The sequence below is a fragment of the Protofrankia sp. Cr2 genome, assembly GCF_963555885.1.
Classification (GTDB): Bacteria; Actinomycetota; Actinomycetes; order Frankiales; family Frankiaceae; genus Protofrankia.
In genome coordinates this window covers 1-21,128 of the sequence record NZ_CAUVXG010000002.1, presented here as the reverse complement: position 1 = coordinate 21,128, position 21,128 = coordinate 1, and the positions used below count along the sequence as shown (strand labels likewise).

Here is a 21,128-nt window from a genome sequence, read left to right as displayed (position 1 = left end):
AACGGCGGTGCGAGCATGATTCCGTTGTGCCGTCGGCGGCCCAAGCCCCTGGGCCACTCGCCGGACCCCGACCCGGCCCAGCTGACCCGGGAGCGTGTCCAATGACCGAACAGCCGCCGCGGCGGCCTCGCGAAACCGACCGGAACGACGACGCTGTCGCGGCGGCCGGGGCGTCGGCGCCGCCGACCCCGTCCGGTGCGGTGCGCCCGGAGAGCCCACCCGGGCGTCCTGCGGATGAGCCGGCCCGGCCGACCGAGGCGCCCGGGCCTCGCCGGGCAAGCGCGATAGACCCGCGTGGAGGGTCCGGGACACATCGCTCGTCTCCGGGGAGCACGTCTGCATCCGGTGCCGCCGCTGGGTCGTCGGCGACGCGGGGTCCGGCCGGGTCACCCCAAGCGCGTCCCGCCGCCGCCGGCCAGGCACCGCCGGCCCGGCCAGCTCCGGTACCTCCCACCCGGGCGAGCCCAGCCACGGCGAGCCCAGGACCGGCAAGCTCAGCCACGGAGGAGCGGACGTCACCGTCGGCTCGGCGCCAGGTTGCGTCCCAACCGGCTCAGGCGACAACCAGTGCGGCGGCGGGGTCAACCGGTCAACGCGCCGGTGGGCCATCCCGGCCTGGGCCGGAGATCCGCCAGACCTCCCAGCCTGAACCGGACCGTGCGGACAATGAGATCGCGAAGGGCTCAAGAGGCCCGAGTACCCGTCCGAATGCCGCTACGGCGCCCGACCGGCCGTCAGCGTCCGCGTCAGCGTCACCGTCAGCGCCCGCGCGACCGTCGATGCCCGACCGACCGGCCGCTCCGGGTCGCAGCGCTGGTCCCACTCCGGTAACGCCGGGATCGCCGTCCGCGCTGCGCGCGCAACCGCCGCGGGTCGAAACTCGCCAGGCTGAAAGTCGGCGGCCCCAACCCCCGGAACCGATCGAACGCCGGGCGGTTGATCGCAGGCCGAATGATCATATATCGGCTGATCGCCGATTGGATGGCGCGGCGGCCGGCGCGGCCAAACCCTCCGGCGGCGGGTCGCCCGCGGCTGCGCAGCCTCGTCCCCCGGAGCATCCTGCCGCGCGGATCTCCCCGCAGCAGGCACGGTCACCGGCGCCGGATGCGGGCTCTGAGCGTGCCAAACCGCCATCCCCGATGCCTGCGTCTCACCCGCGGGCCGGCGCGCAACCGTCGGTGCCGTCGAGCCAACCCCAATCCCGGCCACAAGGGCCCGCACCGCAGCGATCGCCGGCCGTGCGACCGCCCAGTCCGGATGAGCGTCCCCGGTATCGGCAACCGCAGCCACCACCAGGCGTGCAGCGGCCACCCGTGGCCGCCGCGGACCCGCTGGACACGCCGCGCCAGACCCAAGGGCGCGACACGCTGTACCCCTTTCCGCAGCATCGGGACTTCGCCGCTCCGTCCGTCCCGTCCGTCCCGTCCGTCCCGTCCGTCCCGTCCATCCCATCCGTCCCGTCCATCCCATCCGGCGACCCGAGCGAGGCTCCGCGGGGGGTGACCGGTTCCCGGCCGGCCTACCCGAGCGCCGAGCCGGAGTCCGGCTATCACGGGCGAGTCGGCGAGCCGACCGATCCCGCCGGCGGCCGACAATGGCGCGATCATGGTAATTTTCGCGCACCAGGGAACCCCAAACACGCTACTTCCGGGCCAACCGGCGTACCGGAGTCGGCGACGGCCGAGCCGGAATCGAGCCTCGGCCGATGGGCCGGCCAACCAACTGACGTGGGAATCCAGCCACCGGAAGGGATATCCGGGCAGGTTCACGCTCCCGAACGTGGCATCACCCGGCAGCCCATCACCCGGCAGCCCATCACCCGGCAGCCCATCACCCGGCAGCCCATTGCTCGGCCGTCAGTTGCCCCGCAGAGCGTGGCGCAGGATGCCCCGCTCGAAGGCGCGGCCGTCGAACATATCCCCGACATCGAGCGTGGCGCCGTCGGTCCGGGTCGGTCCGCGCAGCCCCGACCCGCAGTGGCCGGCCGGTTTGTCGGTCTCCTCGTCGGCGCAGCAGGTGTGGCGCTCGGGGCTGGTGCGGTGTTGCCCTGGAGCATCGTGAGTAGCGGTGCGGAGACCCGCACTTTTTCGGGCCTGACGGTTGGTGACGGTCGTGTGACAGTGATTGCCGGTGTCCTGCTGATAGTGATCGGTTTCGCGCGCGTGCTCGGGCGCTCAACGGGAGCGGCGGATGGGATGGTCGTGCGGGTGCTCGCGGCCGGGGTCACGGTGCTGTCCACGATGGACATCGTCGCGGGACCGCCGTCGTTGTCGTCCTTCCGCGGCCTTTCGGCCGATCAGATAAGCGTTGTTCCCGAGTCCGGAGTCGTCCTGACCCTGGTCGCTGCTCTGGTCGCGCTTGCCGGGAGCTGGTGGTTGCGGCCCGGGCACCCGACCCGACGGTGAATGCGCGAGGTTCATGGCGACCGAGACCGCGACCGCGACCGCGACGTCCGCGTCAGTGGTGGCGGGCTGTGCGGGACGGAAGACGGCGTGATAGGCCCGAGGCAGGCAGGTAACCGCACAGGGAGGATGGCGTGTCCGACCAGGATCGCAGTCCATGGGTGCCCCCGCCGGCCGAGCGCGCGACCGGCGGGGGCACGACCGGCGGCGGGGGCGCGACCGACGCCGGCCCGCAATCCCCACCGACCGGTGAGGACGTCGGACCCGACCGGGTGCGGCAGTGGCGAGCGGAGCGCCGCGCGGCAATGGCCCGCACGGCTGATCCGCGTTGGGCCCGATCGTACGACGGCGCCACACCGCCGGGCCGTGCCGGCACGGACGGTCTTGCCGGCACGGACGGTCTTGCTGGCACGGACAGTCTTGCCGGCACGGGCGGTGTGGACGAGGTGGCCCGCGGTCGGGAACGTCATCTGTGGGGCGCGCCGCTGGGGGTTCATGGGCAGGACACCGCCGACGCCACGAGGATGGCCGCGAGCACCCGGCTGGGCTCGAGCCGGACGGTCGGCGGTCTGCTGGTGCTCACGGCCGGTGTCCTCACAGCCGTGGGCGCGGTCATGCCATGGGCGACGATCAGCGCCTTCAGGTTGGCGCCGATTGCGGTCAGGGGCACCGACGCCGACCAGTACGGCGGGACGACCCTGGTGCTCGGGGTCCTGTCCGCCGTCCTCGGCGCGGTGCTGATCGGCCGTGTCGGGACCGGGTGGGAATGGATCATCGCCGCGGTCGCCGGAATGATGATCGTTCTGATGGCGATCGTTGACCTGCTCCAGCTCCTGCGTGGCATCCGACTCGATGGGATCGACCTGGGCTTCTCGATCGACATCGGGCCGGGCCTGTGGCTCACGCTCCTCGGCGGTTGTGCTGTCGTCGGTGGTTCGCTGTTCGCCCGGTTCGGACCGCGCCGTACCCGTCCCCCATTCGGGGGTCCTGCATCCTGAGCTGTGGGGTCATGACACAACCTGCGGTCGGGGCCAGGCTGTGTGATGGTCGCTGGGCGACCTTGATCGGTGCGTTTCCACCCTGAAGCGGGGGGCAGGGTGGGGACGCAGCCCAGCGTCATCCGGCGCGGTCGGGTCGCAGATAGCCGTCTTCCACCGCCCGGCGGTATAGGTCGATCTTGGTTGTCGCGTCCCGGCCGACCTTGCGGTATTTCATCCTGACCCGTTCGATGTACTGCTTGGCGGTCTCGGTACCCACGTTCATACGCTTGCTTACCGACTTCATGGGCATTCCGCCCGCATACAGTCGCAGCGCCTCGCGTTCCTGTGCGGACAGGGCCGGGCGGTCCGGCGCGTCATCGGTCAACAGGACGAAGGCGAGCTGGGGTGAGACCCAGCCGCTTCCGGCCGCCGCGGCCCGGATGGCTGTGGCCAGGTCGTCGATGGTTTCGGTCTTCGGCACGAAGCCGTAGGCCCCGGCGCGGATGGCTTCGCGGACCGCGGTCGGTGCGGCCGTCGCACTGAACACGACCACGGCGGGACCGGTGTCGGCCAGGCAGCGGATGTTGTCCGGTGCCGTGCTGCCGTCACCGAGGTCGAGATCGAGCAGGACGACGTCGGCCTGCAGCCCTGGGCCGGCGAGCAGCTCCGCCATGCTGGCGGCTTTGGCCACGAGTCTGCAGTCGGGCGTCGCCGCGAGTAACCCCTCGAGTCCGTGCAGGACGATAGGATGGTCATCGACGGCTGCGACGGTGATCATCTGACCCACGGGGTAAGGGCACGGGCCGCCGGGCTTGGCAGGGCACACCACTTCACCTCCTTCAGCATATGTTTCCTTTCTGATTGGATCAGTGATCGCCCGTGGGCGTGGGCGTGGGCGTGGGCGTGGGAGTGGGCGGATGGCGGATCGGCTCCAGGACGGATCGATCGTGGCTCTGCGTGCCGGTAGCGCACGCCGCCGGGTATCCTCATCGGCTCCATCGCAGCTCCAGGGAAGCGCGGCCGTCCACGGTGTCCGCGAGTGCGTCGAGGTGGCCGTCCAGGTAGCCGCCCGTGTCGATGGTCGCGGTGGTCTGCGCAGCCTGCGCGGAAGCGGGGAACGACACGAACACCAGTGCCTCGTCGATCCCACCGAGCACGGTGAGCAGAACTCGACCCGTGGCGACCGATGCGAGGGACTCATCGACTAATCGGGCTATCGCGCTGCGCGCCTGCGCCGGAACGTCACGTAGGTCTCCGGCCAGCTGCGTCTCGACCCGCAGGCCTCGGCGTTCGGCGGAGGCGATCACCTGTTCGAGGTCCGCGGCGGTCGTTCCTGCCAGCATCCGGCGCAGGGTCGCAGCTTGGGCGGCGCAGCGGCCGCGCACGGCCTCGTCGGCCGGGTCGAGCAGGCCGTCTGCGATCGCCCGGACCAGCGGCAGCGTGCGGGTCGCGAGCATGTCCCACCGGCGGGCACGGTCGGCCGCGACCGCTTCGGCGGCGAGTTCCAACGCGCTCAGGTCGGCCTCGGTCGCAACGGTCCGCGCAACGGTCGGGCCGGCTGCGGCCATGGCGCGGCGGATCACCGCGACCGCCAGCGGCGGCACCCACAGGCCCCAGGTCACCGCGACCAGCCGTGCCAAGGCAAGGGGCACCGGGCCGACCTCGTACAAGGCCAGCACGGTGGCCAGAACCGTCACCGTGGTGGCGCCGAGCAGAGCCTCGCGGATCGGGCGGTTCACCGCCGTCGCAACCAGCAGCCAACCGGCGCCGAGCAGCGCCCAATTGGCGAAACCGACCACGTTGTACCCACGGCAGGTCACGCCGACCAGAAGCTCCGCGAGCGCCGCGGCGGCCAGCAGCCCGGCGGATTCCCGTCCCCGGAGACCTCTCCTGATCATGATGGGAACGGTGAGCACGGCAAGAACCGCCAGCCCGAGCCACACCGCCATCGAGACCAACGGCCAGCGGTAGGTCTCCGTCATGGTGACGACGGGCAGCACCATCGCCGCATGCCAGCAGATGATGAAGACGGCGACGCCGCGGGCCAACCCGGTCTCATGGCCGGTGCGGATGAGCCGGCCGCTGTCGTGGGTCAGTGCAGCCCGCGCCGCCGCTGCCGCTGCCGGCGCGCCATCCCGGGACGCCCCCCGGGCGAGGAATGCCTCCAGGACGGACAGGTCATCCGCGCAGCGGCCGCGGATGTCGACCGTGCGTACCGTCGCGGTCGCCCCCGGCGTGACCTGATCGAGGGGCCGCGCGCCGTTCATCGCGATTCCGGTGAGGGTGTTGACGAGCGTGTCGTGCACGATGCGTTCCTGTTCCCGGCGGTCCTGCGTCCGGGAGCGGGTGATCGTGGCGATCCGGTGCCGGCGTACCGCCGCCACGAGGTCGATGTCGGCATCGGCGGCGTGGGCGCGGCACGTGCGCACGGCAAGTGCCCAGACCGTCGTGATGACCGCGAGCAGCACCACGGAGCGCACCGGCACGCCAGGGGCCGGACCGGACGGCCCCACCATGGCCGCACCGGCCCAGTACGCTGCCGCGACGCTCGCGACGGCCGGCACCGCGGCGCGTACCGGCAGGCACCACGCCGCCGTCACGGTGACCCCGCCCACGGTGACGTAGACCCAGTTGGCGGCGTCTCCGACGGTTGCCGGCGGGATCAGCAGCGCGCCGAAGCAGGCCAGCGGTCCGGCCAGCGCGAGTTCCAGGGAGCTGATGCGCGGGTCGAGGCCGTGGCGGGCGAGGAGGACCGCGACGATCACAGTCCAGCCGGTGGCCGCGAGCGGACCGGCGAGCGTCCACGGGTGCGCCCAGACCCACGACCACCAGATCGCGACCTGCGCGAGGCTCAGCACGCCGGTGAGGACACGGAACAGCACGGCCGCACGGGCCATGACCGCACCGTGTGAGGCAACGGCGAAGCCCTTGCGATCAGGCGGCGGTGTGTCAGGTGGCATGGTCACGCCGTCCTCGGCCGGTCATGTCTGTTTGCGGGTGCTCTCAGGTGATATTCAGGTTCCACGATGCGTGGTCGGCGATCGTCAGCGGGTCCGGGTGAACCTGTCCAGGGCCTGCGCGAGAGCCTCGATCCCGTCCGGTTCGGTGTATATGTGGGGGCTTACGCGTAGCAGTGGGCCGGACATGTCCCTGGGTGCCCGAGCGGTCGCAAAAGCGCTGGTCAGGATGCCGGCGCCAGTGTAGAGGCGGTCGCGGACCGCGTGCGGGTCCACCCCGGACGGCGGGATCAGCGTGACGATTGCGCTGGGCTCGGCCAGCGGTTCACCCACCCGCCAGCCGGCCACCTCGTCCAGGCGCTGCCGGGCCGACATCCCGATCGCCGTGATCCGGCTCGACACCGTGTGCGGTCCGGCAGCGACGAGCTCACCGACGGCGACGGCGAGGCCCACCCGGGCGACCATCGCCGACTCGCCGATCCCCAGCCCGGCGATCCCGCTCAACGGGACGGGCAGCCCGCGTCCGTCCCAGGTCGCGGTGTGCAGGCAGCGGGACGGGGCGACCAGCCGTTCGACGATTCCGGCCGGGATGGCGAGGATGCCCACCCCGCGCGGTCCGCGCAGCCACTTGCGCGACGTCCCGACGTAGGCCGCCGCGCCCAGTCCGACCGTCGGGACGTGCCCGAGGGATTGCGCGACATCGAGCAGGACGGGGACGCCCGCGGCGGTGGCGCGTGCGGTGACCTCCGCAGCCGGCTGGATGATCCCCCGGTGGGAAAGTATGTGCGGGAAGGTCACCAGATCCAGCCCCAGGCCGGCCAGGTCGATGCGGTCCAGAGCGTCGAGGTCGATCCGCCCGTCACCGTCCACCGGCAGGTAGACCAGTTCGATTCCGTCACGGGCCGCCCGCGCGGCCAACACCATCGAGTTGGACCCGAACTCGCCTGGTACCACACCGATCCGCCCGCCGGCGGACAGTGGCCAGGCGTCGACGAGCGCGGCGAACGCGGTGGACGCAGAGTGATGGAAGGTCACGTCGTCGGTGGACAGATCCGGACCCAGCAGGCGAGCGAGGTCGGCCCGCAGCGCTGCCGACCGCTCGCCGTGGCGCAACTCGGCGACGTATCCACCGACCCGGCTCTCCTGCGCAAGGTACTCGGCACACGCGGCCACCGTGGCCCCACTCATCCGCGCGCACCCGGCCGAATCGAGATGGATGATCTCGCTGCCGTCGCGGGCCTGGCCGGTCGGACCAGCCGGCGGTGTCGACATGTGCGCAGGTCTCACGGGAACGAGCGTCGCATCACCGAGCCATCAGGGCCAGGCTGGTAGGTCTTCGATCGGAATGCATCGGAATGAATCAGAATGCATCGGACATGCCCTGGCCCAACCGGTTCGCTCGCGTCGGAGTCGGGCGCGCTGCGACACTGCACTGATGGTGGGACGACTGGCCGTCGTCGGTGTGGGTGCGGTCGGCGGGTTCTTCGCCGCCAGAGCGGCCGCCGCCGGGGTTGACGTGCAGCTCTGTGCGCGTCGACGGTTCGACGACCTGGTGATCCGGGGCCCGGACGGGGTGTTTCGAGCTGCACTGCCGGTCTGGACCAACCCCGAGCAGGCCGAGCCTGTCGACTGGGTGCTGCTGGCGACGAAGGTCCATCAGAATGCCACGGCGCTCGCGTGGTTGACGCACCTGGTCGGTCCGGACACCGTCGTCGTGGTCGCCCAGAACGGCGTCCGCCAAGCCGAGCGGGTCGCGGGGGTGGTCCCCGCGGACCGGGTGCTCCCCACGGTCGTCTACATCAACGCCGAGCCGGTTGCGCCCGGCGTGGTCGAACACCGCAATTACGGGTTCCTGCACGTCCCGGCGGGTGCTCTCGCCGACCGTTTCGCCGAGATCCTGCCTGGTGCGGGGCTGTTGCGACCGGTGGACGACTTCGCCGTCACGGCCTGGACGAAACTGACCGCCAACACCGCGGCGAACTCGCTGACCGCGCTGACCGGCCGGCGCCTGGAGGTGTTGCGCCGCGCGGATGTGGGCCGACTCGCGCTGAGCATCATGCGCGAAGCGGTCGCCGTCGCCCACGCCGACGGTGCGGCCGTTCCCGCCGACCTGCCGGAGGTGACCATCGGCCGGCTGCGCAACCAGCCGGCCGGGTCGGGTACGTCGATGCTCTACGACCGGTTGGCGGGCCGTCCCCTGGAACATGAGGCCCTGATCGGTGCGGTGGTACGGATCGGCGCCGAGCACGGTGTCCCCACCGTGGTGTCCGCGCACATTCTTCCGTTGCTGGCCGCGATCAGCGACGCCGCGTCCCCGTTGCCGGTCGCTCCAACCCGGTGATCTGAAGCAGGTTTCGAGGCCGCCGGTCGTGCGCACGGATTCATGACGCGCGCGACCGGCGGCCTGTCGCCTGGATCTACCCGATGGTCCAGTACTGGTCGGCGTTGGCCAGACTGCGCAGGTCGCCGCCGTTACCGAAAGCCACGCTCGTCCCGCCGACCTGGATACGCAGATAGAGGTTTCCGCCGGAGACGAAGTACTGACCGTCCTGGCCGATGGCGGCGACGCTCGAGGCCATTTTCACCGCAACGTCCTGGCCCCAGAACTTGAAGCCGGCCTTGGGCGCAGATTTGCCCGACCAGGGGATGACCAGGTCGACAAAGCCTGGATCGGTGCCGTGGATGTCGAAGTCGAGCGATCCGAGCGCTCCGCCGGACGGAGGAGTCACCTGGTACCGCTGGCCTTCGACCACGCCCACGGTGCCGCTGTAAGCGGTGACGCCGTCGGCGCGCTTCCACGTCCAGTGATCTTCGACCAGGCCGAGGCGGATGCGCATGAAGCCGCGGTTGAGCGGGCTCCAGGTACCGAAGTCAGCGCCCTGGAAGTAGCCGGGGCCGACCCGGGTGTAGATGGTCTTGTCTGTCGGTGACCGCAGCAGCGCGGAGTTGTTACTGATGATCGCCGGCGCGCCGTCACCCTTGACCGAGCCGTCGAGGTCGGCGAACCAGTGCGAGTGACCGGCCTCCGCGGCTTCGAAGTACGGGCTGTTGCTGGCGAACAGGGTGCGGTAGCCGTCACCGAAGAATTTCAGGCCCTTCACCCGGTTGGTGGCGTCCCACGTGCTTGCACCGATGTCGCTGATGGCCGCGAGCCCGGGATCTGCTCCGGCGCCCTGCTTGAAGTTGGCCAGCCATGTTCCGTTCGTGTCGCACTGGCCGTGGTAGAAGCGGATCAACGCCTGGATGTGCCCGGTTTCACTGCCGCTGTTGGCGGTGTTGTTGCCGATGAGCAGACCGTTGTTGACGGCGGTGTCCTGGCAGTTGAGGGCAATGCTGTTGTTCGCGGCGGTGGGATTGTTGGTCGTGAGCGCTCCGTCGATCCACAGACCGAAGCCCTCGTTCTTCCACACGTTCGGATTGATCATGGTGCCACGCTTGGCGTAGTCGCCGTTGTATGCCTCAACGCTGATTCCCGAACCCGGCACGCCCTCCGCCGGGAAATCGGAGGGGTGGATGGTGTGTGAGTGGGCGGTGCTGTTCTGATTGAGTCCGAACGGCTTGTCGACCGCGTCGTGGATCGCGTCGTCGCTGGCGTTTCCGGCGTCGACCGCGTTCATGTCGAAGTCGTACCAGATGCCGACGCCGTCACCACCGGCGGCAGAGTTGCCGCTCAGGATGTTGTTCGGATCGGTGATCCAGAATTCCGACGGGATCTGGTCCGACGCGCGTAGCGGTTTGCTACCCGCCGGGACCTGCCGGACGCCCATCACCAGGTTGTTGCTGAGGACGTTGCCCTCTTCCACGCGGTCTTCGAGGAAGAAGCCGGCACCGTAGGTCTCGTCGGCCACCACACCGGTGACGTGCACGTTGTTGGTCCGGTGGATGGTGACCATGCGGTTGAAGCTGTCGATGATGCTGACGCTGTCCACCAGCGAGGCGCTCTGGTCGCCGGCCCAGTGCCAGTGGATCGGGTAGCGGGCCAGCACCCCGAGTTGACCCATGTGGTCGAGTTCGGTGTTCGACATGCGCAGGACACCACCGGACATGATCATGACGTGGCCGCCGAACTTCGTCGTTGCCGCGTCATCGGGGCCGGTGATCACGATGTTGTGCGACAGCAGGCCGACCTCGGCTCGCTCCTCGACCGAGCGGGTCTGCCCGCCGGAGGTCTGTGTGGTGACGATCGACGCGTGTTTGCGGGCGAGCGGCTTGGCGATCGTGACCGTCCTGCCGTCGGCTGAGACCCCGGAAACCGTGACGCGTTCCTTGTGGTTCACGTCGAGGTCGGAGGATGCGACGACGATGAGATCACCGGCGCGCCATGACACGGGGTCGATGAGCGTGAGGGTCGTGGCGCCGGCGTTGGCGGTCTGGGAGAGTTTTGTCCAGGTGCGGCCGGAATCCCTGCCGTGGATCTCGATGCGGCCACCCATCGAGCCCAGGACGTTCGCGCCCATGCCCATCGTGTTGTCGCTCGAGCGACCGTCGAGGATGAGTCTGATGGCGCTGGTGAGCGGGGCCTTCTCGCTACCCATCCAGAACCGTCCGTGCACCATGACGTAGGCCGTGCGCAGGGTCGTCGCCCGGTCCGCGAACGCGAGGTCGCCGTTGACCACCAAGCCCCCCAGCTTGGGTAGGTCGACGTCGACGAGTATCTGTTTGCCCGCCGCGACGGTGACGACCTCACCCGCGGCGGGGACCTTTCCGCCCCACGTCGCGGGATTGCTCCATTTGGCGAAGGTGGCGAACTCGGGCGCGGTGACTCCGGGTTGGGCCGAAGGCACGGGTGCTGTCGGGACGCCCGGTGCCGGTGTCGCAGGCGCGCCGGTGGCGTCCGGACTGCGGCTGCCGATCGGGGTTGTCGGGGCCGTCGGGTCCTGACACGCCGCGAGCGTGGACAAAAGGCCGACGGCGGCGATGCCGGCAGCCATCGTCGTTCGGCGCCGGTGCAATCGTCGGCGTCTGCCAAGAACAGGGAACATCTGGCTACATCACCACTTTACATTCGGTAACCGGTCGACGTCCTGACTGCCCCCCCGATCACGTAACGTGACCAGGAATGTCATGATAAACCAATGGCTCATAGACGCCGTTTTAGGGTCAGGTCGTGGTTGCGGCGTCACGCGTGCGTGGCTCCGCGTTCACGCGGCCGGTTCCGCGACGACCTTACTGACGATGTGCTCGGCGATGGCCAGGGACGCGGTTGCGCCCGGAGATGGCGCGTTGCGGACGTGCACAATCCGTCCACGGATCGACAACACGAAGTCGTCCACCAGGCTGCCGTCCCGGGCGACCGCCTGCGCGCGCACGCCGGCGGGCCCCCGCACGACGTCAGCGGCCTGCAGCTGCGGGACGTACCGGCGGGCCTGTGCGACGAACGCGCGCCGGCTGGCCGTCCGCAGGATCTCGTGTGCTCCGGTCTTCCAGTGCGTGCGGGCCATCTTGTGGAAACCCGGCCAGGTCAGCGTCGCGCGCAGATCCGATGCCGCGACGGTCAGGGCTGTGTACCCTTCCCTGGCGGTCGCCAGGACCGCGTTCGGGCCGACCAGGATCTCGCCGTCCACCCGTTTGGTCAGATGGATGCCGAGAAACGGGTACCGCGGGTCCGGCACCGGATAGATCAGTCCTCGTACCAACCCCCGACGCTCCGGCCGAAGCAGCCAGTAGTCGCCACGGAACGGGATGATCTGTGGTGAGGGATCTTCCCCGGTGAACGCCGCGACCTGGTCGGACTGCAGCCCCGCGCAGGCGATGAGAAGGTCGAACGGCCCAGCCGTCTCGGTCACCTCCGTGACCGTGCCGCCGGCCTTCAACGCGGTCGCGTGGCTTCCGTTGGGGGTCACCCGGGCCGTCCCCCGGATCCGCAGACCCAGCCGGACGCCGTCGCCGCGTTCCTCGACCGACACAACCTCGGCACCCGTACGGACCGACCCGCCCGCGTCCAGGATGTCGTCACGCAGCGCCCGGGCCACGGCCGGGTAGTCCACGATCGCGGTCGTGGGGGAGTACAGCGCGGCCACCCCACGGGCATGCGGTTCATAGCGGCGCAGGCCGCCCGGGTCCAGCATGGTCGTGTCCGGGACGCCGTTGGCGCGGGCGCGGTCGGCGATGTCGGCAAGCCTGCCCAGCTCGCTGCTGTCAACCGCTACGACGATCTTTCCGCACTCGTCGTAGCGGATGCGGTGGGTAGTGCAGTACTCCTTGAGTAGCGCGACACCGCGTCGGCACAGTGTCGCCTTCAGCGAGCCGGGCTGGTAGTAGAGCCCGGCGTGGACCACCCCGCTGTTGCGCCCGGTCTGATGCCGGGCGACGTCGTGTTCCTTCTCGAAGACCGTGACGGTGGCGCCCGGATCGACCTGTCCGATCCGTCGGGCCACCGCCAACCCCACAATCCCACCGCCGATGACCGCGACCCGACCCGCCACGTGTCCTGCCTCCTTTAGGTTTGCCACCAATGGTGTGGCCTGCCCCCAGTATCGGCGGACGTGGACGGGCGGGCGGTCCCGTCCCTGCGTGCCTACCCGAAGAAGTGGCCGGGTGGGTAGGCCCGGTCGGTTCGGGAGCGCGGCATGCCCCGGAGTGCGTCGGTCAGCGTCCGCGCGGTGTTGACCAGCGGCACATGACTGAACGCCTGCGGGAAGTTGCCGACCATGCGCCCCAGCCGCGGGTCGTACTCCTCCGCCAGCAGTCCCACATCGTTACGCAGGGCCAGCAGCCGCTCGAACAGCTCCTGGGCCTCGCGCACCCGCCCCGACAGCGCGTAGTTGTCGGCGAGCCAGAAGGTGCAGGCCAGGAAGGCGCCCTCACCAGCGGGCAGCCCGTCCACGGCACCATCCTCGGCGGTCGGGTAGCGCAGTACGAAGCCGTCCTGCATGAGCTCGCGTTCGATGGCGCTCACGGTGCCGACGACCCGCGGGTCCGTCGCTGGCAGGAAGCCGACCAGCGGCATGTACAGCAGGGCAGCGTCCAGTTCGGTGGAGCCGTAGAACTGCGTGAAGGTGTTGCGGTCGGGGTCGAAGCCCCGGATGCAGACCTCGTTGTGGATCTCCGCTCGCAGTGCCGTCCAACGGTCCAGCGGGCCGGGCAGGCCCGACTCGGTGATGCCCTTGATCGCCCGGTCGGCCGCCACCCAGGCCATGACCTTGGAGTGGACGAAGTCCCGCCGTGGCCCTCGGACCTCCCAGATGCCCTCGTCAGGCTTACGCCATCCGGTCTCCAGGAAGTCCATCAGCTTGGCCTGCAGTGCCCAGGAGTCGTCACGGCCGTCCACGTCGGTCGCCATCCGGGCCACGTGCAGCGCGTCCAGTACCTCGCCGTAGACGTCGAGCTGGAACTGTTCGACGGCGCCGTTGCCGACCCGTACGGGCGACGAACCCTCGTAGCCGGGCAGCCACGGCACTTCGTACTCGGTGAGCCGGCGCTCACCGCCGACCCCGTACATGATCTGGACCCGGGAGGGGTCGCCGGCAACCGCGCGCAGCAGCCATTCCCGCCACGCGGTGGCCTCGCTGGTGAAGCCGGCATCGAGCAGAGCGAGCAGGGTGATGGTGGCGTCGCGCAACCAGCAGTAGCGGTAGTCCCAGTTGCGGACGCCACCGATCATTTCCGGCAGGGATGTGGTGACCGCCGCGACGATGCCGCCGGTCGGGGCGTACGTCAGCGCCTTGAGGGTGATCAGGGACCGTCGGACCGCCTCCTGCCACTGTCCGTCGTAGGTGCAGCCGGCCATCCACTCCGCCCACCAGGACTCGGTGAGATCGATCGCCCGGCGGACGTCGATCTGGGTGGGCGCCGGACGGTGCGAGGGACACCAGGTCAGCGAGAACGGAACGGACTGGCCGGCGGACACCGCGAATTCCGCGAAGGTGGCCATGTCGTGGCCCTCCATGGGTGCGGTGGTACGCAGCGTCACCGCGTCCGGCCCGGCGACCGCGATCATCGTGTGGTCGTCCAGCCGTCGCACCCATGGGACGATCGAGCCGTAGTCGAACCGGATGCGGGTCTCGCTGCGCATCCGTACGGTGCCTTGGACGCCCTCGACCAGCCTCAGCACGATGTGCTCGCCCGAGCGCGGGTACATGGCGTCGACGATGCGTACGGTTCCGTTCGCCGTGGTCATGTCGGTTTCCAGGACGAGGGTGTCGCCCCGGTAGCGGCGGCTCACCGCAAGCACGGGATCGACCGGCGCGATCTTCCAGTGGCCGGAGTCGTTGTCGCCGAGCAGCGCGGCGAAACAGGCGCTCGAGTCGAACCGCGGTAGGCACAGCCAGTCAATCGAACCGTCCCTGGAGACCAGCGCGGCCGAATGTGTGTCGCCTATCACCGCGTAGTCCTCGATACGGGAGGGCACGGTCTCTCCGGGGTTTCTTGGGGCCTGCGGCGACGCGAGGAGACGGACCCCACGGATCGCATCGCGATCCGCTGACCCCCCATGATCACGTCGTCCCTGGCCGGTTTGGACAGGTCGGGTGTGATGAACATCCCTCGCGTTCGCGCGGGCAAGACCGCTTACCTTAAGGCCTCGCCGCAACAGCTAGGTTAGGGGCACGCCGTACTGATGGTGGCCCGGTCAACCGGCCCGGTCAGCCCAGCCAGCCAGCCTTGTCAGATCTCGTCCGAGGGAAGGTTCCCGACCGTGCGCGACGTTGCGGACACCGCCCCACCGGCACCGGTCCGACGCCCACCCGAGTCGGTGCCAGCGCGGCTGCGCCGGACCCTCACCGACCGACGCCAGCGGCGCTGGGTGGTGCTGGGCGGGTTGGCGTTCGCCACTCTGACCGCCTTCGGCGTGTATGTTGCGGTCGCCGGACCGCCACCTCGGATCGAGGCCGTGGTCTATTTCACGGCCACCGCCACGGACGCGCAGAAGGATGCGGTCCGCGCCGCGTGCCCGACCGCAGGCCGGGCCGTCCAGGAGGCACGTGATCACAACACGACCCAGTCCAGTCGCGTCTATCCGCTGCGTTACAATATCACGTATGCCTCCCCGGCGGACAAGGCCATGATCTACCGGTGCGTGCACGCGCAGTCGAATGTGATCGGCATCAGCGAGTTCAGAGCCGGCGAGTGACCCGCCGGGCCGCTTCCTTGCACCCGCCTGACCGCCGGCCGGCCCGGCTCTGGGACTACCGGTAGGGGCCTTACAAGTCGTTACAGGTAGGGGCCGGAATGGGCGTCCGGCTTGGTGGTCTGTACCGGGGCGCGGCCGTCGCGGAGCGCGAACAGTTCCGCCAGCGTCATCGTCGGCCCGACACCCTGGGTGGTGCCGAGCCATGCGGTGGCCTCGTCGTAGGACAGCGATCCCACCTCGACCTGAGCCAGGCACCTGCCGGGGCGCACGATCGCCGGGTGCAGCTGGGCGAGATCATCGTTGGTGGTCAGCGCGACCAGGACGTCGCGACCCTGCCCGACCAGGCCGTCAGTCAGGTTGAGCAGCCGCGACAACGCCTGGCCCGAGGAGCCTCTGATGTCACCACGGACAAGTTCGTCGCAGTCCTCAATCACCAGCAGCCGCCACCGTCGGCGAGTCTCGCGCGTCTTGCCGGCCCGCGCCGTGCCACGGTCACCGGCACCGCTGGCACCGCTGGCACCGCTGGCACCGCTGGCACCGCTGGCACCGCTGGCGTGATCATGAATGCGTCGATCGGGGCCGTCCGCGTCATCGCCACCGTCATCCTGACCGGCGTGGTCCCGGTCGCCGGGTTCCGGGTCGCCGTGATCCCGGTTGCCGGGTTCCGGATCATTGTCCTCGTCCTCGTCCTCGTCCTCGTCCTCGTCGTCGTCGAAGCCGATCGCGACCTCCATCAGGTAGCCGGGATCGGCGAACAGCGACTCCGGGTCCAGAACGCAGTCAACCTGGCACCAACGCCGCCACTCATGGGCCAACGCCCGCAGGACGGTGGTCTTTCCGGTGCCGGCCGGTCCGTGCAAAAGGATCAGTCGGCCGACAAGTGTCTCGTGACTCACGGTCATGAGCCTGTCGAGTGCGCCGACCGCGCTACTGGCGTAGTTGCGGCGAATCGACGCCCATGATGTCGTGGCCGCCTCACGGGCGGTACGGGTCGGACCGCGTCGTGCGGACATGTACCAGAAGCCCATCGTGACAGCGCTGTCGGCTTCCGATTCGACAACTGCCTCGCGCACAACCCCGTCGAGGACTGTGCGTGCCAGTTCCTCGCTGACCGCGGTCACGGTCACCTCGCCGCCGCCCCCGCGCCACCGCACGGCGCGCAACGTCCAACCGTCACCCGCGGCAAGACGTGAGTCACGCGAGTCCTCTATGACCGTGCGTAGTACCTGCGCGCCGGCGGGTAGCAACGATGCACCCGACCGAAGGCGGTCGATCCGGGCGCTGTGCGCCCATGGTTGCTCACCTGTGGTGAACGGAGCCAGCGCGAGGGCGTCGACCACGTCGTAGGGCGTATCCGAGTCGTCAAGGCCGACCACAAACGGAAGTCCGGTACTGCGATCCAGGGACTTCGCGGCAGGCCAAGATCCAGGCTGCGGCACCTTCTGCGGAGGGACGGGCACACCACCGATAGTCGGTGACCAGCCCCGCCGACACCACCGACTTTCGGTATTCGCTGTCCTGAGAGTCGTCGAGGCGACTCGCCTGGCGCCCTCGGGCCGCCCCCGTCCACCCGTCCCCACCCGCCGCCCCATCCGTTGATCTTGGGCGCGTCGGTTGGGCGGGCGCGTTCCGCGGGTCGCGATCGGGCCGATTCGTCCCCTACTGGTGATCTTTCGAGGTTTGTACGCCGAAAACGGCCTTGTTGATCTTACAAAGCTCGAAAGATCGTTTCTGGCGGCTGGATTCGGTATCCGTGTCCGCTACCTGCACAGTGAGGTCGACACCCTGCGGCGGATCGAGCTGCCCACGCAGCTGCGCCGGGCATGCCCCGAGCTGACCTGGCTGCGCTCCTCATCCGCAGGATGTATCGCTCATTCACGGGCGGGCGAGGATATGTGCGCCTCCGATTCCTTCCCCGTCGGACGGCAGGAGACCGAGCTGGGTGCTCACCTCCGTCCGAAAGCGCATCCCGGGTAGCCAGAAGTGATCTGCGATCGCAAAATGTTCGCCAAGCGGGAACGATCCGCCCGGGTCCTGGTCCACGAGCAGCGCGCGTGCCCGTCCCAGAATCGCTACCGCGTCCTCCTCGACATAAAATCCGATTTCCGGAATATCCTCCGGCCACATGACGCCGAGGATCTTCTCGCTGAATGCGCAGGCCGCCCCCCACCAGCTGTCCCAGCCGGGCAGGCTTTTTCCGAAGTAGACGGCGTACTGGTCGGCCCAGCGGCCTTGGACACCCATCGCATATGCCGACGAACCAACCTCCCGGGCCACGCTCAGGCCGGCCACGGACGCGAAACCGAGAAGCTGCCACCGGCGGACCGGTCTGGTCGACAGCCAGCTCACGCACGGGGTCATTATTTCCCACTCGTCGGGCGAAAAATCCTCGATCTCCGCGTCCGGACGGGGGACCAGCACAGCGGCAGCCACTTCCGCCACGTCAAACCACAGGTCGCCACCGTTGGCTTCAGCCGGTGGTCTGGCGCCGACCCAGCACGCCCGGCCCTGCCATGCGCCAGATGCAGGCGACGTCGTCACCCACTGCTCGCCCGTGTCGAGATAGGTCCGAAGGAACTCGGCCTCGGCCGGCTCACCGTTACCCACGAGCTCATCCACCAGCCGGCGCGTCGGCGACCCGGCTGCCCACATGCGCAGATGATCTGCGTATGCCATGTCCAGTGATCCGGTCATCCTCGGCCTTCTCCACGGTCCAGGGCCATCGTCCACAGGAAGGGCACCGGGCCACCGTCGGGAATCTCCACCTGACCTGCGGCACGAAACAACGCAGCCTCACCGTATGTCTCCGCACGCCGCCCCCGACGGAACAGCACCCGCCCCGCGGATCCGCCGATGACGTATGACCCGTCTGGTAGTTCTCGGACCGGACGGGTGAGGACGAAGTCCTTGGCCAGCAGCAGGGGGAACGGTTCGTCGGGATGGTGGGTCAGCGTGGGGATTTCCTGGATGCCGGCTTCGATCGCTGCGGCGAGGAGGACGTTCTGCAGGGTGATTTTCGTGCCGTCGGGAAGCCCGACCGCATGAAGCGGATCGCCCTTCCATCCTTGTTTTTTCAGCCGCGCCGCGACCGTCCAGACAGAAGAGCGTCGGAAATAGGAGTCGGTCACCGAGATCATCTGCTCCCCATCGTGGCCACCGACCGGCGATCAACAATCATATCCGGGTCGTCATCGTCCGGGTCTATTATCCCTATCTGGGAGGAGACGGCGGTGCGGAAGCGGATACCCGGAGCCGGGAACGGCTCGTCGAGGTAGGGAAAGTCACCGGCTGGCTGTGTCCACGGAATGCCTGCCATGGCGTCGGCGCGTTCGACGACGATCCAAAACCCGGAGTTCTCCTCGCCGCCGTGCTCCGGTGCATCGTCGCGCCACAGGTCCGTTAGCTCCTCCCTCGAAAAAGCCTCGTGCGCGTCTTCCCAGTATTCCGGGTCGCAGGTGCCCTTACCGAAGACGAGAGTGATGTCCCAGGCCAGGGCCGGTGACACTCCGGCAACCGCGGCAGCTGGCGAGCTGGCTTCCGTATCGATCCGTAGATCACGGCCGGTCAGGAGCGAGTAACCGACCGCCTGCCAGATCGCCACCTGCCGGATGGCAATCCACCCGGCAAACGGAGTCTGTCGCTCCAGAAAGCGCGGAGGAAGGTCCCTAAGTTTCGTGAGTTTTGCGATAGTCCGGGGGATTAGTATCATCAGGGAGATTTCGACTGGGTCGAACCACAGATCGCCTCCTGCGGCCTTGTTCAGATCCGGCGGATACCAGCCCAGCCAGCACCGATGGCCACCCCAGACCCCAGCCGACTCCGGCGTGGGTATCCATCCTTCGAAGCCGTCGCGGTGGGCCTGCATGAGGTCACGCTCAAGGTACAGTCCGTGCGAATCCAAAGCGGCAATCAGCTCATCTGCAGCGTCCTTGCTTGTCAGTTCCCGAAGGTAGCGGGCAAAACATTCCGCGAGGGCCGGGATGGGCGAGGTTTCCGACTGAATTCTCATCCCTTGTTCCGTATCCTCGGCGGCTCCAGGCGGCCCAGGAGCGGAAAAGGAGAGCCGTCCGGATTGTTCGGCTGGCGGGCGGTCCGGAACAGGGCTGCTTCGCCCCATGTTCGAGGCCATTTTTCTATCTCATGGACGATTCTTCCTTCGGTTCCGCCGCGGACCAGTGTTCCATCTGAAAGTTGGCGGATATCTTGATTCAAGATAAAAGATCGAGACCTTCCACGTTTTTCGGGGAAAGGTTCTTCGGGGTGGTGGCGGATGGTCGGTATCTCCGTCAGGCCTGCCTCGCGTGCGGCCAGGACGCGACGGTTGTCGATACTCAGCAGCGACCCGTCGGGGAGCTCGACGATATCGATGGGGTCGCCGTTCCAGCCGCCGGTTCGCATACTCTCCACCAAGTCAGTGAATTTCATTCCGTCTCGTGTTTTTGACCCTACGTTCTCCTGGCTGAACCGTAGGGTATGCGGGTTCTCCAGGCTGTGGACCGGTGGGGTCCATCCGCGGGCGACGTCGCGGGCGGCGTGGGCTTGCGAGCCGAGACTACGCCCGGTGATCCGGCCGGGTAGTTCGCCGCCGCCGGCCATCGCCATCGCGGGTGATGGGAACAGGTCGGGGATGCCCCGGAGGAGGGTGGTGGTGTAGGCGCGGGCTCCGCGCAGGTTCGTGGCGACCGTCGTGAGGTGGGTGCGGGCGGCGGCGAGGGCGTCGCGGGTGAGAGCGGCGCCGGCGGTGATGGCGCGGCCGTCGCGGATGGCCTGGCTGGTGCCGCGCAGGCCGCGGGCGAGGCCGGCGGTGGTGGTGAGGCCTTTGGTGCCGGGGATGCAGTCCAGGAGGGCGAAGCCGACGTCCCAGCCGGAGGCGTCGCCGTGGGCGTATCTGGTCAGGGTGTCGGCGAGGATGAGCAGGGCGGCGGCGAACACGATCCAGGCGATCGGCCCACCGATGATCATGGCGATGACGCCGAGGACGACGACGGTGATTTTGGCAACCTGGATGGTGGTGTGCCAGGCGGCTCTGGCGGTTTCCTTGATTTTTTCCCAGGACCACCAGGGTTTGTTGCGGATGCCGGCGTGGGATGCGGTCGCGATGGCGTGAGCGCAGGTTTTCGCCGCGTTCTCGCGGAGGTGTTTGGCGGTGAGGGCGAGGCGGCGGGCGGCGTCGAGGTCGTCGTGGGCGGTGTGTAGGGCTGCGTGTGTCTGGTCGAGGCTGGTCTGGGCGGTGGCGCGGTTGCGGATTGCTTGGGTGATCTGGGCCGGATCCGGTACGGGAACCGCCGCGGCGACGGCGTAGGCCGGTGGGGTCAGCGCGGTGAGGGTTGCGGTGGTGGTGGTGAGGGTGGTCTGGGCGGGGCCGAGGAGGGCTTGGGCGTGGTCGCGGCGGGCACGGGCGTCGCGGCCACGGGTGAGGGCCTGGTCGGCTTGGGTCTGGGCGGTGTCGAGGAGGGGTTCGTAGGTGTTGAGGGCTTGGCCGGCTAGCCGGTAGGAGGTTTCGAGTTGGGTGAGTTGGCTGGGGAAGTCGTCGAGTTCGTCGCGGAAGGTGTCGGCGGCGGCGCCGAGCCAGGTGTGGACGGTCCCGCTGCCGGTGGCTGCGGTGATCTGCTCGCGGGCGTGTGCGACGTCGGCGGCGAATTCGAGAAAGCGGCGGGCGAGTTCGCGGATGGCGAAGGGGTCGCCGGGGGTGGGGTCGTCGTCGAGGTCGAGGATGCCC

Annotated in this window: 14 protein-coding genes and 1 pseudogene; 4 read left to right on the top strand and 11 right to left on the bottom strand. The window is 69.0% G+C overall.

Annotated features, from left to right (window positions below):
* The first annotated feature begins 1,727 nt into the window (after nt 1-1,727).
* The gene (locus U9978_RS01680; RefSeq protein WP_322759239.1) at nt 1,728-2,405 is read left to right on the top strand and encodes a hypothetical protein; all 678 of its coding nucleotides are present in this window, start codon (nt 1,728-1,730) and stop codon (nt 2,403-2,405) included.
* 131 nt (nt 2,406-2,536) lie between these two features.
* Nucleotides 2,537-3,400 carry a hypothetical protein gene (locus tag U9978_RS01675; RefSeq protein WP_322759238.1) on the top strand — a complete coding sequence of 288 codons (864 nt, stop codon included), beginning with the start codon at nt 2,537-2,539 and terminating at the stop codon, nt 3,398-3,400.
* Nucleotides 3,401-3,518: 118 nt separating this feature from the next.
* Here the strand turns inward: U9978_RS01675 and U9978_RS01670 are convergent, their stop codons facing one another.
* From U9978_RS01670 to U9978_RS01660, 3 genes are all read right to left on the bottom strand, one after another.
* Nucleotides 3,519-4,160, bottom strand: coding sequence for a response regulator transcription factor (locus U9978_RS01670; RefSeq protein WP_322759237.1), 642 nt, complete (start codon nt 4,158-4,160; stop codon nt 3,519-3,521).
* A gap of 208 nt (nt 4,161-4,368) precedes the next feature.
* Complete coding sequence (locus U9978_RS01665; protein WP_322759236.1) at nt 4,369-6,342, bottom strand: hypothetical protein; 1,974 nt, start codon at nt 6,340-6,342, stop codon at nt 4,369-4,371.
* An 84-nt stretch (nt 6,343-6,426) separates the two neighbouring features.
* Complete coding sequence (locus U9978_RS01660) at nt 6,427-7,611, bottom strand: aminotransferase class V-fold PLP-dependent enzyme (RefSeq protein ID WP_322759235.1); 1,185 nt, start codon at nt 7,609-7,611, stop codon at nt 6,427-6,429.
* A gap of 163 nt (nt 7,612-7,774) precedes the next feature.
* Here U9978_RS01660 and U9978_RS01655 point away from each other — a divergent pair, with 163 nt between their 5' ends.
* Nucleotides 7,775-8,680 (top strand): 2-dehydropantoate 2-reductase, encoded by a 906-nt coding sequence (locus U9978_RS01655; RefSeq protein WP_322759234.1) that lies wholly within the window; start codon nt 7,775-7,777, stop codon nt 8,678-8,680.
* Nucleotides 8,681-8,756: 76 nt separating this feature from the next.
* Here U9978_RS01655 and U9978_RS01650 read toward each other — a convergent pair whose 3' ends face one another.
* From U9978_RS01650 to U9978_RS01640, 3 genes are all read right to left on the bottom strand, one after another.
* Nucleotides 8,757-11,270 (bottom strand): G8 domain-containing protein, encoded by a 2,514-nt coding sequence (locus U9978_RS01650; RefSeq protein ID WP_322759233.1) that lies wholly within the window; start codon nt 11,268-11,270, stop codon nt 8,757-8,759.
* Between the two features lie 210 nt (nt 11,271-11,480).
* Nucleotides 11,481-12,764 carry an L-2-hydroxyglutarate oxidase gene (locus tag U9978_RS01645; RefSeq protein WP_322759232.1) on the bottom strand — a complete coding sequence of 428 codons (1,284 nt, stop codon included), beginning with the start codon at nt 12,762-12,764 and terminating at the stop codon, nt 11,481-11,483.
* A 92-nt stretch (nt 12,765-12,856) separates the two neighbouring features.
* On the bottom strand, nt 12,857-14,689 hold the full coding sequence (locus U9978_RS01640; RefSeq protein WP_322759231.1) for a glycoside hydrolase family 15 protein: 1,833 nt from the start codon (nt 14,687-14,689) through the stop codon (nt 12,857-12,859).
* 285 nt (nt 14,690-14,974) lie between these two features.
* Here U9978_RS01640 and U9978_RS01635 point away from each other — a divergent pair, with 285 nt between their 5' ends.
* A complete protein-coding gene (locus U9978_RS01635) occupies nt 14,975-15,409 on the top strand; it encodes a hypothetical protein (RefSeq protein ID WP_322759230.1) in 435 nt (144 codons plus the stop codon).
* A gap of 80 nt (nt 15,410-15,489) precedes the next feature.
* Here the strand turns inward: U9978_RS01635 and U9978_RS01630 are convergent, their stop codons facing one another.
* The 5 genes and pseudogenes from U9978_RS01630 to U9978_RS01610 all read right to left on the bottom strand — a co-directional run.
* A complete protein-coding gene (locus U9978_RS01630; protein ID WP_322759229.1) occupies nt 15,490-16,869 on the bottom strand; it encodes a DUF5925 domain-containing protein in 1,380 nt (459 codons plus the stop codon).
* A gap of 415 nt (nt 16,870-17,284) precedes the next feature.
* A complete protein-coding gene (locus U9978_RS01625; protein WP_322759228.1) occupies nt 17,285-18,103 on the bottom strand; it encodes a hypothetical protein in 819 nt (272 codons plus the stop codon).
* Nucleotides 18,100-18,546: a hypothetical protein gene (locus tag U9978_RS01620; RefSeq protein WP_322759227.1), complete on the bottom strand. Its 447-nt coding sequence runs from the start codon at nt 18,544-18,546 to the stop codon at nt 18,100-18,102. Before U9978_RS01620 ends, U9978_RS01625 begins: the two co-directional genes overlap by 4 nt.
* A complete protein-coding gene (locus U9978_RS01615; protein ID WP_322759226.1) occupies nt 18,543-19,418 on the bottom strand; it encodes a hypothetical protein in 876 nt (291 codons plus the stop codon). Before U9978_RS01615 ends, U9978_RS01620 begins: the two co-directional genes overlap by 4 nt.
* Nucleotides 19,415-21,128, bottom strand: a pseudogene (locus U9978_RS01610) (ParB/Srx family N-terminal domain-containing protein); the annotation flags it as partial. The gene U9978_RS01615 and the pseudogene U9978_RS01610, both read right to left, overlap by 4 nt.

Excerpts from the sequence above, each read along its gene's own strand:
- U9978_RS01670 (WP_322759237.1), bottom strand. The coding sequence starts at position 4,160 with ATGATCACCGTCGCAGCCGTCGATGACCATCCTATCGTCCTGCACGGA.
- U9978_RS01665 (WP_322759236.1), bottom strand. The coding sequence starts at position 6,342 with ATGCCACCTGACACACCGCCGCCTGATCGCAAGGGCTTCGCCGTTGCC.
- U9978_RS01660 (WP_322759235.1), bottom strand. The coding sequence starts at position 7,611 with ATGTCGACACCGCCGGCTGGTCCGACCGGCCAGGCCCGCGACGGCAGC.
- U9978_RS01655 (WP_322759234.1), top strand. The coding sequence starts at position 7,775 with ATGGTGGGACGACTGGCCGTCGTCGGTGTGGGTGCGGTCGGCGGGTTC.
- U9978_RS01650 (WP_322759233.1), bottom strand. The coding sequence starts at position 11,270 with ATGGCTGCCGGCATCGCCGCCGTCGGCCTTTTGTCCACGCTCGCGGCG.
- U9978_RS01625 (WP_322759228.1), bottom strand. The coding sequence starts at position 18,103 with ATGACCGGATCACTGGACATGGCATACGCAGATCATCTGCGCATGTGG.
- U9978_RS01620 (WP_322759227.1), bottom strand. The coding sequence starts at position 18,546 with ATGATCTCGGTGACCGACTCCTATTTCCGACGCTCTTCTGTCTGGACG.
- U9978_RS01615 (WP_322759226.1), bottom strand. The coding sequence starts at position 19,418 with ATGAGAATTCAGTCGGAAACCTCGCCCATCCCGGCCCTCGCGGAATGT.